This is a genomic window from Thermanaeromonas sp. C210 (genome assembly GCF_013167955.1).
Lineage (GTDB): Bacteria > Bacillota > DSM-521 > Neomoorellales > Neomoorellaceae > UBA12545.
Window position 1 is genome coordinate 88,999 of sequence record NZ_BLWF01000001.1, and the last position, 15,582, is coordinate 104,580.

14 protein-coding genes are annotated in these 15,582 nt (G+C 64.0%); 11 read left to right on the forward strand and 3 right to left on the reverse strand.

All coding sequences use genetic code 11. The features are described from left to right. Window positions 1-14 precede the first annotated feature (14 nt). Window positions 15-686, forward strand: a complete 672-nt coding sequence (locus tag TAMC210_RS00475; protein WP_173296863.1) for a TetR/AcrR family transcriptional regulator — start codon at window positions 15-17, stop codon at window positions 684-686. A 435-nt stretch (window positions 687-1,121) separates the two neighbouring features. Here the strand turns inward: TAMC210_RS00475 and TAMC210_RS00480 are convergent, their stop codons facing one another. Further along, window positions 1,122-1,295, reverse strand: coding sequence for a hypothetical protein (locus TAMC210_RS00480; protein ID WP_173296864.1), 174 nt, complete (start codon window positions 1,293-1,295; stop codon window positions 1,122-1,124). A 307-nt stretch (window positions 1,296-1,602) separates the two neighbouring features. On the opposite strand from TAMC210_RS00480, the gene TAMC210_RS00485 reads away from it, so the two are divergent. From TAMC210_RS00485 to TAMC210_RS00515, 7 genes are all read left to right on the forward strand, one after another. Next, entirely contained in the window at window positions 1,603-2,259 is a 657-nt protein-coding gene (locus tag TAMC210_RS00485; protein WP_173296865.1) for a stalk domain-containing protein, read from the forward strand. A gap of 75 nt (window positions 2,260-2,334) precedes the next feature. Further along, entirely contained in the window at window positions 2,335-3,297 is a 963-nt protein-coding gene (locus TAMC210_RS00490; protein WP_173296866.1) for an LCP family protein, read from the forward strand. A 7-nt stretch (window positions 3,298-3,304) separates the two neighbouring features. Next, the gene (locus tag TAMC210_RS00495; protein WP_173296867.1) at window positions 3,305-4,072 is read left to right on the forward strand and encodes a WecB/TagA/CpsF family glycosyltransferase; all 768 of its coding nucleotides are present in this window, start codon (window positions 3,305-3,307) and stop codon (window positions 4,070-4,072) included. A gap of 68 nt (window positions 4,073-4,140) precedes the next feature. Beyond that, entirely contained in the window at window positions 4,141-7,746 is a 3,606-nt protein-coding gene (locus tag TAMC210_RS00500) for a S8 family serine peptidase (RefSeq protein WP_173296868.1), read from the forward strand. Between the two features lie 450 nt (window positions 7,747-8,196). After that, a complete protein-coding gene (locus tag TAMC210_RS00505; RefSeq protein ID WP_173297495.1) occupies window positions 8,197-8,505 on the forward strand; it encodes a nucleotidyltransferase domain-containing protein in 309 nt (102 codons plus the stop codon). Further along, the gene (locus tag TAMC210_RS00510; protein ID WP_173296869.1) at window positions 8,483-8,890 is read left to right on the forward strand and encodes a HEPN domain-containing protein; all 408 of its coding nucleotides are present in this window, start codon (window positions 8,483-8,485) and stop codon (window positions 8,888-8,890) included. The genes TAMC210_RS00505 and TAMC210_RS00510 overlap by 23 nt, the downstream gene beginning before the upstream one ends. Window positions 8,891-8,992: 102 nt before the next feature. Next, window positions 8,993-9,400: a hypothetical protein gene (locus TAMC210_RS00515; RefSeq protein ID WP_173296870.1), complete on the forward strand. Its 408-nt coding sequence runs from the start codon at window positions 8,993-8,995 to the stop codon at window positions 9,398-9,400. Between the two features lie 65 nt (window positions 9,401-9,465). Here TAMC210_RS00515 and TAMC210_RS00520 read toward each other — a convergent pair whose 3' ends face one another. Then, window positions 9,466-10,587: a zf-HC2 domain-containing protein gene (locus tag TAMC210_RS00520; RefSeq protein ID WP_173296871.1), complete on the reverse strand. Its 1,122-nt coding sequence runs from the start codon at window positions 10,585-10,587 to the stop codon at window positions 9,466-9,468. A 103-nt stretch (window positions 10,588-10,690) separates the two neighbouring features. After that, the gene (locus TAMC210_RS00525; RefSeq protein WP_254388440.1) at window positions 10,691-11,314 is read right to left on the reverse strand and encodes a sigma-70 family RNA polymerase sigma factor; all 624 of its coding nucleotides are present in this window, start codon (window positions 11,312-11,314) and stop codon (window positions 10,691-10,693) included. A 392-nt stretch (window positions 11,315-11,706) separates the two neighbouring features. Here TAMC210_RS00525 and TAMC210_RS00530 point away from each other — a divergent pair, with 392 nt between their 5' ends. From TAMC210_RS00530 to TAMC210_RS00540, 3 genes are all read left to right on the forward strand, one after another. Beyond that, on the forward strand, window positions 11,707-11,871 hold the full coding sequence (locus TAMC210_RS00530) for a hypothetical protein (protein ID WP_173296873.1): 165 nt from the start codon (window positions 11,707-11,709) through the stop codon (window positions 11,869-11,871). An 81-nt stretch (window positions 11,872-11,952) separates the two neighbouring features. Then, a complete protein-coding gene (locus tag TAMC210_RS00535; RefSeq protein WP_173296874.1) occupies window positions 11,953-14,088 on the forward strand; it encodes a copper amine oxidase N-terminal domain-containing protein in 2,136 nt (711 codons plus the stop codon). 89 nt (window positions 14,089-14,177) lie between these two features. After that, the gene (locus TAMC210_RS00540) at window positions 14,178-15,323 is read left to right on the forward strand and encodes a TolC family protein (RefSeq protein WP_173296875.1); all 1,146 of its coding nucleotides are present in this window, start codon (window positions 14,178-14,180) and stop codon (window positions 15,321-15,323) included. Window positions 15,324-15,582: the final 259 nt, after the last annotated feature.

Consider the following 15,582-nt stretch of genomic DNA (forward strand, 5'->3'; position numbering starts at 1 on the left):
TTAGGGAGGCCCGGATGGAGTTCGGAATGCGGTCCGCCCGGGCAGCCTGGGGAGAAATGAGGCGAAGGGGTATGCTGTTCGGCGAAGTAGGCAGAGAAGAGGATAAGCGCCACCGCATCCTGGGGGCCGCAGCCCGGGTCTTCGCGGCGCGGGGATATCAACAGGCCAAGATGGAAGAAATCGCCCTGGAAGCCGGGGTGGGGAAGGGCACCCTCTACGAATACTTCCCCAGCAAGAAGGAGCTCTTCCGCCAGATGGTGGCCTACCTTTTTACCACCCATTCCCGCTACCTTCGGACCCTGTGCCGGTCGGACCTCCCTCTGGCCGCCTTCCTGGAACGGCTCTTCCGGGACGCCGTGGAGTTCATGAGGGAGCACCGCCTCCTGGCCCAGATCCTCCTCGCCGACCATCCCTTCCTGGGGGAGGAAGGCGCCCGGTTTTTCTGGGACATAAAGGAGCAGATCGTGGCCCATTTGAGCGCGTACGCCCGACGGAAGATAGAAGGCGGGGAAATGCGCCCCCTGGAGCCCCAGCTGGTGGCCGCCGTCATCCTCCACACCCTGGGGGCCCTCGGCTACTACCTGCTGGTGAAGGGCGAGTTGGACCGGGAGGAGAGCAGGGAGGGGGTGGAAGGCCTGGTACGGGGGGTGCGGGACGTCCTCCTGTACGGCCTGGGACGCTCCTGAAGCAGGGGCTCCGGGATGGCCCGGAGCGGGGGGAGCATCCAGCCCGAGGCGCGGGCTGCGGGTTGGTTCGGGGCGGAGCATCCGGCCGGAGGTGGGGCCTGCGGGCCGGTCCGGCCGCAGGGGAGAATTACCATAGTTGCCCGGACACCGGCTGACCCGTCCGCGGGGGAAAACCGCCCGGGCGCCCGGCCGCGAAAGGCCCCGGCCGGCCAATACCTAACCCGGCGGCCCCTGTGCTCAGGAGCCGCCATAAGGAACGGTTCCCCGGGCGGGCCTGTAGCCCGATTGCCGGAAAATCCGACGCTTTATGTAAACTCACCCGCCGCCCTCCCCTACCGGCCCTGCCGGCTGAAGGAGGGCCGGGGAAGACGACCCGCGCGATAAAAAATAGGGCAGCCGCCGTGGAAACATCCGGCGCCGCCCTTACTCCCCGGCCTAGACGACCTTGCGCTTCGGCAGGCGGGGATGCTTGGTCTTGCCTACTTCGATCTGCTCGTCGATGTCCATGATCCGCACCAGGATCTCGGCGCGGTCCCGGGGTGAAGCATGTACCCACTGCTCCAGGAGCGCCCTTCTCTCACGGAGGAGACTGCGCTGGATGTCCTTCACAGAAGTACCCTCCCTTCAAGAAGAGGTTCGATATTAAGTATCTCTAATTTCTCTCCTAATTATTATAGCATAAAGGACGAGACTTTGTGAATTATTTCTTGAAAAAAAAGTATGAAAAATATGCTTTACCGGTCTGTTCTTTTTAACGGTGGAAAGTCCCCGCCTTTCCGGAGCCCTCCGGCCGGAGGCGGAAGGAATATGGGCTTTTGTGTCGAAGAGAGATTCAGTTCCGGTAGAAGGGAGGCAGCAGCGTCCCCGGCCGAGGCCGGGAAGAAACGGCGCTGCACCCTTAGTGGGTGGGAGAAGAGTGCAGAGCAAGCGCAGGATTCTGTGGTTTGCGGCCGCCCTCATCCTGGCCCTGGGCTGGTACCTGGCGGACGGTTACTGGGGTGGCCGGGAAGTACACGCCGGGGGTCCCCTTCCTGGCAGCAGCGAGGATCCCCTGGTGACCAAGTCTTATGTAGACGACAAAATACAGCAGCTCCAGAAAGCCCTGGAGCAGGCCCAAACGCGCCTCAACACCCTGGAGGGGGAGCTGGCAGCCCTTAAGAAGAAGCTCTCAGAAGCGCCGGCCGCCGGCGCCACGCAGGTTATCCTGACCATCGGGAGCCGGACCGCCTTTGTCAACGGCACGCCGGTCGAGCTCCCGGTGGCCCCCTTCCAGGACGCGGCCAGCGGTACCGCCATGGTACCCTTCCGTTTTGTGGGAGAATCCCTGGGGGCTGCGGTCAGCTACGACGGCCGGTCCCAGGAGGTTAATTATGCCCTGGGATCCCGCAAGGTTGTCCTCAAGCCAGGTTCCCTCCAGGCCGATATTAACGGGGTGATGGAGACGCTGCCGTCAGCGCCCCGCCTGGTGAACGGGATTACCATGGTCCCCCTGCGGGTGGTGAGCCAGGGCTTGGGGGCTGAGGTTAGCTGGCACGCTGCCGCGCGGGCCATTACCATTACCCTCATCAACTGAGGTTTCCGGCCGACCGCAGAGGCCCGGTTAGCTCCCTGCCACCTCTGACCGGGGCTGCCGTAGGAGGCTTAACACATGAAAAACGGATATACCGATAGAGAATTTTGGGGAGAGGCTCAGGACCAGGCCCGTCCGGCCAGGAGGGGAAGCCTCTTTTTTAGGGTTTTGATCCTGGCTTTCCTCAGCCTCATAACCTTTGCCGGGTTCGGCTTGGCCGGCTACCGGCTGGCGGCCCACTGGCTGGGGGCGCCCACGGCCCTGGGGGGAACCACCGATCCTGTTCCTCCGGAAGAACCCCGGATCCTTCCCCGCGCCGTGCTCCTCATAGGGGTGGACGCCAGGCAGGAAAAGGAGCCCTCCCGTTCCGATACCATAATGGTGGCCTTTTTGGATGAGGCCGGCCGCCGGATAGATATCCTCTCCATCCCCCGGGACAGCTACGTGCGAATTCCCGGTCACGGTTCGGATAAGATCAATGCCGCCCACGCCTTCGGGGGGCCCGAGCTCCTCATGGAAACCGTAAACAGCCTCCTGGGTACGAGGGTTGCCAAGTATGTGGAGGTGGATTTCCAGGGCTTTGAAAAAATAGTGGACACCCTGGGCGGGGTGGATATCGAAGTAGATAAGCGCATGTACTACCCGGAGGAGGGAATTGACCTCCAGGCCGGCTTCCAGCATTTAAACGGCCGGGATGCCTTGAGCTACGTCCGCTTTCGCAACGACCCGGAAGGCGACATAACCCGCATAGGCCGCCAGCAGAAATTCCTCAAGGCCATGCTGGAACAGGCCTTTAAACTCAGCACCATCCCCAAAATACCCCGCCTGGTGAGCGACCTCAACAAATATGTGCAGACCAACCTCAGCACGGCGGAGATGGTCAGCCTGGCCTTGTTCCTCAAAGACCTGGACAGCAGCACCGTGGTGACCCACACGGTCCCGGGCGAGGGCAAGTACATCAATGGGATCAGCTACTGGGTCATCGACGAAGAGAAGCTAGAAGAGGTCCTCAACTCCATTCCCGGCCTGAAGGGGAGGTAGAGCGCCCATGTCCTGCACCGGGCCGGTCCGCCGGATACTGGGCTGCCGCCTGGACGGGCCCACCCTGGCCGGGGCCCTGGACTTAATTCGCGACTTCATAGCTTCGGGCCGGCCTCACCAGATCGTCACCCTCAACGCCGAGATGGCCTACCGTGCCTCGGAGGACGCGCTGCTCAGGGACATCATCAACCGGGCCGCCCTGGTAACTCCTGATGGCGCCGGCGTCGTCTGGGCCTCGCGCCTCCTGGGTTCGCCGGTGCCCGAGAGGGTGGCCGGCGTGGACCTGGTGGAAGGGCTGGCCGCTCGGGCCGCCCGGGAGGGATGGCGGCTCTTTTTGTACGGCGCCGCTCCCGGCGTGGCCGAAAAAGCCCGGGAGAGGCTCCTCGCCCGGTACCCCTCCCTGGCCATCACCGGTACCGCCCACGGCTACCTTTCCCCGGCGGAAGAGAGGGAACTCCTGGCCCGGCTGCGGCAGGCGCGGCCGGACGTTCTCCTGGTGGCCTTGGGATCGCCGCGCCAGGAATACTGGATCGACCGGCACCTTAAGGAGCTGGGCATTCCGGTGGCCATGGGGGTGGGCGGTACCCTGGACGTCCTGGCGGGGGAGGTGTCCCGGGCCCCCCGGTGGATGCAGCGCCTGGGCCTGGAGTGGCTTTACCGCGTGGCCCAGGATCCCCGGAGGGTCAAAAGGGTGCTGGCCCTTCCGAAGTTTATATTGAAGGTAGGGGGACAGGCCCTTAAGGCCCGTATCAAGGATGCCAGGCCTGCACCTTAAGGCAGGCCTCCCCTGCTTTACCAGGCAAAGAAGGCTCCCGACTACCCCCACCATGCAAGGAGGTCCCCATGCGGCGAAAAACCGGCGGCCCTCCAAGGGTCAAAGCGGCCCTGGCCCTGCTGGGCCTTTTCCTTTTGACCTGGACTTTGCGCGTACATATTCGGACGAATACATCTTTCTTGAGCGACCGGGCGGCCCACCTCACCGGTGTCGGAGCGGTCGCGGCACCGGGGGTGGTTCTGCCCGAAGGCCTGACCGGCCGCGGCCAGATCATCGGCCTGGCCGATAGCGGCCTGGACGCCGGTCGCCCCGACGACATTCATCCCGACCTGCAGTCCTCCCCGGGCGCCTTCCCCAAGGTGGTCATGCTCAAGAGCTGGGCCGGCCGGAGCGTGCCCGACGACCCTACGGGCCACGGCACCCACCTGGCAGGCCTCATAGCGGGCACCGGGGCCGCCTCGGGGGGCAAGTACCGGGGCATCGCTCCGGATGCCGGCCTCTACTTTCAGGCCCTGCTGGACGAGGAGGGTAAAATCTCCGTTCCCCCGGATCTGGAGGACCTCTTCCGGCCCGCCTACGCTGCCGGAGTCCGGGTCCACGTGAACGGCTGGGGTGGAGGTTCTAACCGGTACTCCTCCTCCAGCCGCCAGGTGGACGCCTTTGTCCGCTCCCACCTCGACTTTCTCCCCATTTTCAGCGCCGGCAACGGGGGCCCCGTGGCGGGGACGCTAACCGCCGAGGCCAACAGCAAGAACGCCCTGGTGGTGGGGGCGGCCCAGTCCGTCCGCCCGGCCTTAAGCCCCGACGCCCAGGACGCCTCCTCTCCCGCGTTCTTTTCCAGCCGGGGCCCGGCCGGGGACGGCCGCTTAAAGCCCGACCTCCTGGCCCCGGGGGCCGGCCTGGTAGGCCCGCGCTCGCGCCTGGTGGAGGGTAACTTCCCCGCCCACTCCGGCTACAGCCTGCAGAGCGGCACCAGCCAGGCCGCGGCCGTGGCCGGGGGAGCGGCCGCCCTCCTGCGCCAGTACCTCCAGGAGAAGGGAATACAGGAACCCTCGGCCGCCCTTCTTAAGGCGGCCCTCATCAACGGCGCCCGGCCCGCGGCTTCCGGGTCCGACCCGCCCGGCAGCGCCTGGGGCCTCCTAGACCTGGCCGGCACCGTCCTGGCCCTGGAAGAGGGCGCCATGCAGCTTGCGGACGAGGTTCGCGGCCTGCAAGAGGGCGAAACGGCCGAGTTTGAACTAGAGATAACCAATCCCCAGGCGCCCCTCAAGGTGACCCTGGTCTGGACCGACCCTCCTGCGCCGGCCGGGGCGGACAGGGCTCTGGTCAACGACCTGGACCTGGTGGTGATCGGTCCCGACGGCCGGGAATACCTGGGCAATGACGCCGACGGGGAGGGCCGGCCCGACCGCCTTAACAACGTAGAACAAATTTACATAACACAACCCCCCGCCGGACACTACACCATCAAAGTCATCGCCTCGGCTGTCGCCCAGGGCGCGGTGGCGGGCTCGGGCTCGCCCCGCCAGGATTTCGCCCTGGCCTACGGCCAGCTCCTGCCCCGGGGTGTGCTGGCCGGTTTTTCTCCGGCCGGGAAGCTCCGGCTGAGCGACGGCCGGGAAATAGAATGGCCGGCCGGGAACATCATAAATGTGGTGGACGGGCAGAGGGTGCCCGCCGATAAGGACCACCTCCTGCCCGGGGCCGACGTATACCTGGGCAGCCGCACCGTCTACGTTGTGGGCGCCACCTGGCAGGGAGCCGGCCTCCAGCCCCTGGCCACCTCCCGGGGGGACATGCTGGTGGAGATCGGCCGGGAGCTGCGGGAAGGCGGGTTCTACCTTAATCCCGCGGCCGGGAGCAACGTCTTCCTGGACGGCCGGCCTGCCGACCTGGAAAGCCTCCCTCCCGGCGTGGACGTTTCCGCCACCCTCAATCCTTCCACGGGCACCCTCTGGACGGTGGAGGCCCGGGCCGTATTGAAAGAGGGGCTGGTGGCCGAAGTGAACCCGGAGGAGAACACCTTGCGGCTCCTCCACGACGATCAGATCTACCGCCTTTCCTCCCGGGTAGCCGTCTCTTTCGCCGACCGCCTGCACGGCTCGGCCCTGGCCGACCTGCCCTTCGGGGCGGCGGACAAGGGTGAGGTGGAGCAGATATGGCCCGGGATGGCCGTAGAGCTGGCCCTATCCTCCCGGAGCGGGGAGGTGGTGTACCTGGCGGTAAAGCGGGACCTCGTGGTGGGCCGCATCGCCTCCGTAGATGCCTCCGCCGGCCGGCTGGTGCTGGAAACCGGAGCCTCCCTCAAAGTTTTCCCCGGAGCCCCCCTGGAGCGGGACGGCCGCGAGGCGGGGCTTGAAGAGTTAAAGCCGGGCGACTGGGTCCGGGCCGTCACCCTGCCGGAGGCGGACACCGCGGTGGCCCTCCGGGCCTACAGCCGGGTCCTCTACGGCCGGGTGATTTACGTCAGCCGGGACCGGGACCTTCTATACCTAATCGACAGCCGTAACGACTTCCACCTCCTGCGCCTAGGGTCCGCGGCCCATATTTACCGCTGGGGCCTCTGGGCGGGCCGGGAGGCCGTCAGCCCCGGCGACTGGGTCCGGGTAATCCTGGATCCCCAAGAAGATGAGATATGGCGGATTGACGTGGCCCCGGTGGCCGGGGAGAAGAAGGGCGTCCTGGCGGGCTGGGACCGCGACGACGGCCTCCTCCGCCTGGCCGACGGCACCTCCTACCCCGCCTCCCGGGCCACCCTGGTGACCCTGGGGGGCTACCCGGTCCCGGTGGAGGACCTCCCGGCGGGCCTCACGGCCCAGGTGGTGTACCTCCAAGCCCCCGGCACCCCGGTGCTCGCCCAGGTGGCGGCCGAAGTCCCTGCGTCGTCCCCGCCCCCGGAGCTCAAGTTTTCGGTGATCGGCCGGGGCGAGGGGGTGTACCTGGGCGGCACCACTACCGCCGACCGCCTTTACCTCTACCGTGAAGACGGACGACGGGAGGACGTGATCCCCGGCGCCGGAGGCTACTTCGCCCATGAAATAGAGCCGGGCCCCGCGGGAGAAACCTGCCTCCTGGTGGCCCTGGACCGGCGCACTGGAGCCGTAACCGGCGCCAGGGTGGAGCTGGGCCCCGGCGGCCCTTCCTTCTGGGACATTGCCGGCCACTGGGCGGAGGAGGACATCCGGCTCCTGGCCCGGCAGGGCCTCCTGGCGGGCTTTGAGGACGGCAGCTTCCGGCCGGACCTGCCTGTTACCAGGGCGGAGTTCGTAGCCCTGCTGGTCCGTCTGGCCGGCTGGCCGGTGGCGCCTTCCCCCGAGCTGCCCTTTACCGATGCGGCCGAGATTCCCTCCTGGGCCCGGGGGGTGGTGGCCGCCGCCCGTGAGCGGGGCCTTGTGGTGGGCTTTGAAGACGGCACCTTCCGGGCCGGCCTCCCCGTTACCCGGGCCGAAGCCGCCGCCCTCCTGGTGCGCTATCTGGGCGACCGGGCACCTTCCCCGGCCCTTGACCTCCCCTTCAGGGATTGGCACCAGGCGCCTTCCTGGAGCCGGGAGGTTCTGGCCCGGGCCTTTGCCGCCGGGTTGCTCCGGGGGACGGCCCCGGATGTATTGTCCCCCCTGTCTTCCCTTACCCGGGCCCAGACCGCCGCGGTCTTAAGGCGCCTTGCGGGATTGTAGGGGCTGCTGCCCGGTGGTATAATGTAGAAAAATCGGCAGGGTATGCCGGGTGCACACACTGAGTTTTCGCCACTTTTAGAGGGGGGAAGCCTGCCTTGGCTTGAAAGCGAGCGACTAAACCCGAGCGGTTGCCAAACTTCACGAAGACGAAAAGCGGAGGCGGACCCGAGGCCAGGGATGGCCGAGGCCGGCAACTGAGACAGGATGTCGAATTTGCCGGGAAGTCCGCCGGAGCTTGAGGCTGAGTGATAGTTTGGCCCGCGAGGGTTTCTGGAGCGAGCGAAAGCCAAGGTAGGCCTAGGCTCGAAAGTGGGGATGCGCGAGGTGTACGCACGCTTTGCCCGGAGGGGGCCCGCCCGCGAACGCCCCTTCACCCGGCTCCGGGGCGGGGTGCTGCCCGGGCTTAACGTCTAATTTTTGCGCCCTGACGGGGAGATAAAGGTGAACAAAATGTTAGAACTCATCCTGGCCAGAGTCCGCGAGGCCGCCGACCCGGACAAAGTCATTCTCTTCGGCTCCCGCAGCCGGGGAGACGACAGCCCCGAAAGCGACTACGACCTCCTGGTCATCAAACAAGGGGTTAAGAACCGGCGGGCCCTGGCCCGGGAGATATACAGGAAACTGGCCGGGCTCCCGGTATCGGTAGACATAATAGTGGAGACGCCGGAAGGGGTGGAGAAGTACCGTCACACCGCGGGCTTCGTCTACCGGGAAGCTCTGAAGGGGATCGTCGTCTATGAAAAGAAACCGGAAGGATAAATCCTGGCAGGTATGGCTGGAGCGGGCCCGCAGTAACCTGGCCCGGGCCCGGATGGGGCGCCAGTCCCCGGACATCCTCTACGAGGACCTTTGTTTCGACGCCCAGCAGGCCGCCGAGAAGGCCCTTAAAGGCTTGCTCCTCTACCTTAACCTCGACTACCCCCGCACCCACTCCATCGGCCACCTTTTGAGCCTCCTCGAGCGCCGGGGCAAGATTGCCGTGCCACCCCTTATCAGGGAAGCCGTCACCCTTACCGACTACGCCGTCACCACCCGCTATCCCGGCGACTGGGATCCCGTGGACGAACAGGAATACCTGGAGGCCGTGCGCCTGGCGGAGGCCACTTATAACTGGGTTTTGCAGGAGATCGAAAAAAGGGGCTAAATCATCTTTTACCCCGACAGGTTAGGGGCATCCTGCAGGCAGAAACTCCATTGATACCGGCTGTCGGTTCCGGTTAAAATGGGGTGAGAGGGGTTGAGGGCCGTGCCGGAGGAAATATTGAGGGAGACTGCTGCTGCCGGCGAACCACCCAAAGGTTTAACATCTTCGGAGTTTTTCTTCTTGCTCCAGCGGGCCGACAGGCTGGACGAGAAGTTTACCGGGGAAATCAGAGAGATAAACCGGTCCGTGAAGGAGCTGGACGATAGGCTTACCGGACAGATAAAGGCCCTGGACGAGAAGTTCACCCGCGAGATCAAAGAAGTGAACCGGTCCATAAAGGCCCTGGACGAGAAGTTCACCGGGGAAATAAAAAGGCTCGATACTAGAATCGACGGCCTGGAACAAAAGTTGATGCAAAAGCTCGGTGCCTTGCAATTGTGGTTTATAGGCACTATTATAACCCTATTAGTCGGGTTTGGAGGAATTATAGCCTCCCTGCTGCGGCATTGAGGCCCTCAGGCATACTAAAAGCCCCGCACCCCTTACCACAGGAATGCAGGGCTTTATTTTTCCCTCTACCTCTTCTCCAGCCACAGGACCACGACGTGCTGGCCTGCCTCCTTATCCCAGGCGGCAAGCTGCTTCTCCAGGAACTCGGCCTGGGACAGGAGCCGCTGCCGCTCCTCCTCGTCCCGGGCTGCGTTGGCCCTCTCCACCGTCTCCCGGTACTGCTCCAGGATCGCGGCGAAGCGGGCCGTTACGTCCTCCGTCTCCTGCCGCTCCTCCAGCACCGTGCCTAGCCGGGACAGCCCGGCCACCAGGGCAGGGGCCTTACCGGGCGCCACGGTGAACCTCACCGCCGCCCGCTGTTCTCCCCCCGTGTTCTGCACCGCTATGATCTGGGAGGAGACATTGAACTCCGTTCCGGTGGCCGCAGCCTCCTTCAACGCACGGTCCAGGTTCCCGGCGGCCACCTTGAGGAAGGTGCTCTGGATCTGCCGCTCCTTATTCATGAAGGCCACGGGGCGCAGAGGCTCCCTGGAGGCCGCCTTAATGGGGGCCGGCGTAGACCGGGAGGGGGAAGAAGCGCTACTTTCACTCTCCCCCGGGGGAGGGGTTTCTCCCCGGACCCCGTTCGCAGGGGCCTGGACGCCGCTCCCTGCACTGGGGCCGGGCGGGGCACCTTCCCCGTTCCCCCCGCCCCCGGCGACGGGCTCAACGGGTGAGGCTTGCCCTTCCCCGGTATAGCTTTCACCTTCCGGAACGCCGCTAAAGGCCTGCCGGTCCTCGCCTGAACCCGGCGGCGCGGGGAGCACCTGCTCCGGCGCAGGATCGAGCTCCAGGGCGGTCAGCCGCCCGCCGGGCCCCGCATCTCGGGCCGCGTAGGCCAGGGACCCTGCCGCCAGGAGGACGGCGGCAGCCGCGGACGCCGCCCAGCGCTTCCAGGCGCTAAGCCTTGCCCTGCGCCCCTCTAGGGCCTCCACCCGGGCCATTACCTCCCGCGCTAGCCCCTGGGGCGCGGCCGGGCTCATCCCGGGCAGGGTTCGCAGGCCCTTCAGGGCCACCTCCAGGGCCGCCAGCTCTTTCCGGCATCGGGGGCAGACCTCAAGGTGGCCCGCCAGCTCCCCTTCTTCCGGAGGGCCCAGAAGCTTATCGAGATGTAGGGAGAAGGCCTCCCTTGCTTCTGCGCAGTTCATCTTCGCCACCTGCATCCTCGGCCGCCGGCCGCGCTGCGGGGGGTACTATGCCACCCTCCCGGCCTGCCGGCGCCTTATGTAACGCCGCGGTCCCGGCACCCGTTTACGGGCGGGTGCAACCCTCCCGGGGCTTCCCCACAGGCACACTCCGGGCGGCGCCCTGGGGTGCCGGAATCGGCCCCTTCCTTTCCAGGGACGCCACCTTTTCCTTCAGGGCCAGCCTGGCGCGGTTGAGCCGCGACTTCACCGTACCCAGGGAGCAGCCCAGGGCATGGGCTATCTCCTCGTAGCTCAACCCCTGGAACTCCCGGAGGACCAGGACGGCGCGGTATTCAGGGGAGAGCTCCTCCAGGGCCTGCCGCAGACAGCGCCGGCGCTCCTTCTCGTCCAGGAGCTCCTGGGGGTCCCCGCCTGCCGCCGCCAGCTCCCGGGTCACTTCCCCTTCCTCGGTCTCCAGGGGTTCGTCCAGGGAATAGGCGATGTTGTCCTTCTTGCTCCTGCGCCGGGAATTGAGGTACACGTTCACCGTGATCCGGTGGAGCCACGTACCGGGGTCCGCCTCATAGCGGAACTTCTCCAGGTTGAGGTAGGCTCTCACGAAGACCTCCTGGGCCAGGTCCTGGGCGTCGGCATGATTTCCCGTCAACTGGTAGCTCAGGGCGTACACCCTGTCCTGATAGGCTATAACCAGCTTCTCAAACTCCCTCTTTTTGTCACCAAGGTTCAAGACCAACACCCCTGGAGGCCCGGTACCTTCCCGGACATTTATTAGACAAAAAATGACGCCCGAAAGTTCCCGCCGTCTTATAACTAAGGATAAAAATTTTTCACCCGCCGCAACCCGCGAGGGTTATCACCCCCACCCTCCCTGGCCCCGGCGGGATGGGGCAAGGGCACGGGCACCCGGCGGCGGGCCTGCTGTCCTGACGCTTCCTGTTTATGATACCACATACTGTAAGACGCCACAACGGGGAAGACAGCCCGGCCCGTTCCGGTTTTTCTCCCGCAGCTCGTGGCAGCCAAAAAAATTTTTCCGGGTGCCGGGAACTTTAGGCCGGAGTCCGGTGTCTAATAAAGTGGATCGCAGGGAAAAGCCCGCCAGGGGAGGCGGACCGCTGGGTGGATAACCAGCGGGTGGTTGAGATGGCCGCCCCTTCCGCGGCAGGGCTTTCCAGGGCAACGGAGCAGATACCGCAGCACCAAGACGCAGTAGCGGACGGGAAACCTGAGGAGAGGAGGGATGAGGGGCAAGAAAGGCGTACCCGGGCCGGAAGAGAACTCTAAGGCCAGCGCCCGACACGAGGGCGCGGCGGTCGCACGACAGTGATAACTCATTAAGAGCAAGCGCTCAAGGAGGGAAAAAATTTGAGGAAAGTACGCAGGAAATGGCTTTCCATCCTGCTGACGCTGGCCATGCTGGTGGGCCTGGTGGTGCCCCTGGCCGCACCGGCGGCGGCGGCGGTAGATTACGCGGACGTTGTGGGGACCTACAAGTATGTGGACAACGATGCTGAAGATCAGCCCGCCGGTTCGGTGACGATCAAGGCGACTAGTGATTTTACCCGACCGGAGGACAGCGCCAGCCAGTATGTATACAATAATACTGACACGGTATACGCAACACTCACCCTTCCCGCCGGCGTAACGTTCTCGCTAGTTGATGAAGTGTATGTGAACGGCACGGAAGTTGGAAGTGCGGAAGAAGTATTGTATGCCTCCGATGATGAAATAACTCTTGAGCTGAGCAAAGAGCAGTTTATCGTCGGCGTAACTATTTCTAACATCATCCTCGATGTGGATGCCGACGTTACCGGTAGTATTAATGTAGACGTGACAGTTTGGGGGACCAACACCGAGGACAGTGAAACCACCTTTGATTACTCCGAAAGCGTGACCATTGCGAAGGTCCGCAGCGGGGCAGTTTCGGTGACGGTCGACGACCCCGAGCTCATAACGGTAGGCAGCAGTAGAGCCGGTGCGAAGGTCACCATTAAGGAGCTCAGCCCGGGCGCCCTCGACGAGGGGAAGGCCATTAAACTTACGATAAAGAAGTCCGGCGTGAAGTGGGACAATAGTAAGATGGACTCGAATGCGGTGAAGGTGACGGGGGTCCTCGCTGACAGTCCCGTCGTTGATGACAAAGGCAAGAACCTGATCATATCCATTAGCAAGGCTTCCACCACCGTAGCGGGCAGGATTGAGATCACGCCATACTTTAAGGTTGATCCCACTGCCACGGAGGGTGACGTGGTGGTGGAACTGAGCGGCAACGTCCTCGACACCCAAAGCCTTGTGCTTGCCACCATCGGAGAGGGCGAAGTAGTGATCGACGTTGAGGACAACGATGGGACCATCTATCAGGGCCTGTCCGCTAGCCTTGACACGGAGATAACGCTCGATGTCAAAGGGTCCTTCGAATTCGGCGAGGATGACTACATCACAATGACGCTGCCCGAAGGATTCAAATGGGTGAAAGATGAACCCATGACGGTTGAAGATAAGGATGGCAGTCCCGACGTAGACGTCGACTACTACAACAGCGACCGCACCGCTTGGTTTATGTTCCCGAGGGGCGGGGCTAGCGGCGACGTTACCATCAGCGGCCTTAAGATTATCGCGAAGGGCAACGCCCCCGTGGGCGACGTCTATGTCACTTTTGGTGGCGACGTTGAGGGCAAGGTCAAGATCGCCGAGTGCAAGGCACCCATTACTGTGAGCGCCGAGAAGGCAACCCTTGTGCCCGGGGTGGCCGACCAGGAAGCTGGCGACATCTACATCAAGGAAGTAGCGGATGGAGCACTAGACCCGCAGGAGTACAACGATGGCAATGCTATTGCGATCACGCTGAAGGCGCCGCTCGGCATTGACTTCAGCGCGGCCAAAGTCGAGGTAGACGACGGCGACATAACTGTGCCCGAGAACGTGTACCGCGAAGATAACACCTTGACGTTCTATGTCACCCGCGAGAGCTCCGTTGCGAGCACCATTAAGATCTCGGACATCAAGTACGATGTGAGCGCGACGGCCGCGACGGGAGACGTTGAGGTCAAGGTATACGTGAACGACCTCGACAACTATGTCACCAAAGTGGCAAATGCCACTGTGGTCTCCCCGAGCGCCCGGACTGCCGTCTTCACCTTGGGCAGCAACGTCTACACGGTGAACGGCGTGGAGTACACCATGGACGTGGCCGCATACGTGAAGAACGGCCGGACCTACCTGCCCGTCCGCTACGTGGCCTACGCCCTGGGTGTTGACCCCAACAACGTGCTATGGAACGAAGCCACCAAGACTGTGACCCTGCTCAAGGGCATGAACGCCGTCCAGTTCACCATCGGCAGCAAGGAGCTGAAGCTTAACGGCATCAGCGTCAGCATGGACGCGGCTCCTGAAGTCCAGAGCGGCCGGACCATGCTGCCCTTCCGGTTCATCGCCCAGGCCTTCGGTGCCAGCGTCAGCTATGACGAGGCCACCAAGACCGTAACGATGAACCTCGAATAGGGCCGGTCTGCAAGGCCCGGGTTCCCTCGCGGACCCGGGCCTTGCCTTTTGAAGGCGCTTTTGAGGAGTAGAGAGGGGGGAGATTGCTCATGGTGAGGACGGGTCGTGCGGCCCCGCCGGCGGGGCTGACTGTTGTGGTCTCAACCTTGATCGTCGCGGTGATCCTTCTGACCCTTGGCCTTGCGGGGACGGCCTACGCTTCCCAGGAAGGCCCCGGCGTGGTGACCCTGGAGGACGCGGTTAGCATGGCCCTTGCGACCAGCGATGACCTGCAGATGGCGAAGGATAATCTGGAGCTAAAGAAGAAGGCCATGGATGAAACGTGGGACCAATATAACGCTTTCCTTAGGGCGACGCATATACCCGGTACCGATATGTATGCTGCCGTCGCGGCCGGCCAGGACCCGACGGGGGCCGTGTACAAGAGCCTTTACGACTACCGGGCGGCCCAGAAGGACTACGAGGTTGAGGTGGCTTCGGTTGTGGCCGTGGTCTACCAGAAATACTCGGCCGTGGTGACCGCCCGGGGGCAGGTGGAGGCTGCCGCTTTGAACGTGGCGGCCAAAGAGAGGGAGCTGGCCGAGGCCGAGGCCAAGTTCAAATACGGGATCGAGAGCCGCATCAACCTCATGAACAGGCGGAACAGCCTCGCGGCGGCCCGGTCGGAGCTCGCCCAGGCGCAGGATAAGCTGGATAAGGCTTATGCGGACCTGGCGGAGCTGCTGGGCCTGCCGAAGGGATCGAGGCCGGAGCTGGTCAGCACCGTGGACTTTGTGCCCCTGGAAGTACAGGACGTGGACCGGGAGATCGAGGCCGTCATCGAGGCCAGCCCCCAGGTGTGGAAGGCCGAGGAGACGGTGAAGCTGCAGAAAAACATCTACGGCATGTACAACTCCTACGACGTGGATATGATTAACCTGAGGATGGCGGAGAGGGCCGTCGATATGACCAGGGAACAGCTATACCTTGCCCTCCTGCAGGCCTACAACAATGTGAAGGCCCTGGAGGAGAACTACCGGGCTCTGGAGGAATCCCTGGCCGCGGCCCGGGAGGGTCTGCGGGTGGCCAGGCTTAAGTACGACCTGGGCATGACCACCCAGGCCGAGGTGCTGTCCATGGAGAGCACCGTGGCTTCCCTGGAGGCCCAGCTTGAGGGCCTTAGGTGGCAGCACGCCATGGCCGTGAAGGCCTTCTACGAGCCCTGGGCCTGGAGCGGGAGCAGCGGTGCGCTTTAGGCGGGACCGTCCCCGGCCGGGGAACGGGCAGGCAGCCGGATAACCCGGAAAGAGGCGGTGCAAGACGGTATAGCATAAGAGCGGGATAAAGGGGCCTCGCGCTGGCACCTTATACGGCGGGGCCTTCTTTTTTGTATCACGCACCGGTCTCAGGTCCCGGTGCCCGGTGGCAAGGCTTCCGGACTTACATGGGTTAAAATATGAACCTGATCGGATTCGCTCCAAAGGGCAGATAATCCTGCCCCTTTCGGTGCGCCAA

Coding starts and splice junctions, on each gene's coding strand:
- TAMC210_RS00475 (WP_173296863.1), top strand. CDS start 15: ATGGAGTTCGGAATGCGGTCCGCCCGGGCAGCCTGGGGAGAAATGAGG.
- TAMC210_RS00490 (WP_173296866.1), top strand. CDS start 2,335: ATGAAAAACGGATATACCGATAGAGAATTTTGGGGAGAGGCTCAGGAC.
- TAMC210_RS00495 (WP_173296867.1), top strand. CDS start 3,305: ATGTCCTGCACCGGGCCGGTCCGCCGGATACTGGGCTGCCGCCTGGAC.
- TAMC210_RS00500 (WP_173296868.1), top strand. CDS start 4,141: ATGCGGCGAAAAACCGGCGGCCCTCCAAGGGTCAAAGCGGCCCTGGCC.
- TAMC210_RS00505 (WP_173297495.1), top strand. CDS start 8,197: ATGTTAGAACTCATCCTGGCCAGAGTCCGCGAGGCCGCCGACCCGGAC.
- TAMC210_RS00510 (WP_173296869.1), top strand. CDS start 8,483: ATGAAAAGAAACCGGAAGGATAAATCCTGGCAGGTATGGCTGGAGCGG.
- TAMC210_RS00520 (WP_173296871.1), bottom strand. CDS start 10,587: ATGAACTGCGCAGAAGCAAGGGAGGCCTTCTCCCTACATCTCGATAAG.
- TAMC210_RS00540 (WP_173296875.1), top strand. CDS start 14,178: ATGGTGAGGACGGGTCGTGCGGCCCCGCCGGCGGGGCTGACTGTTGTG.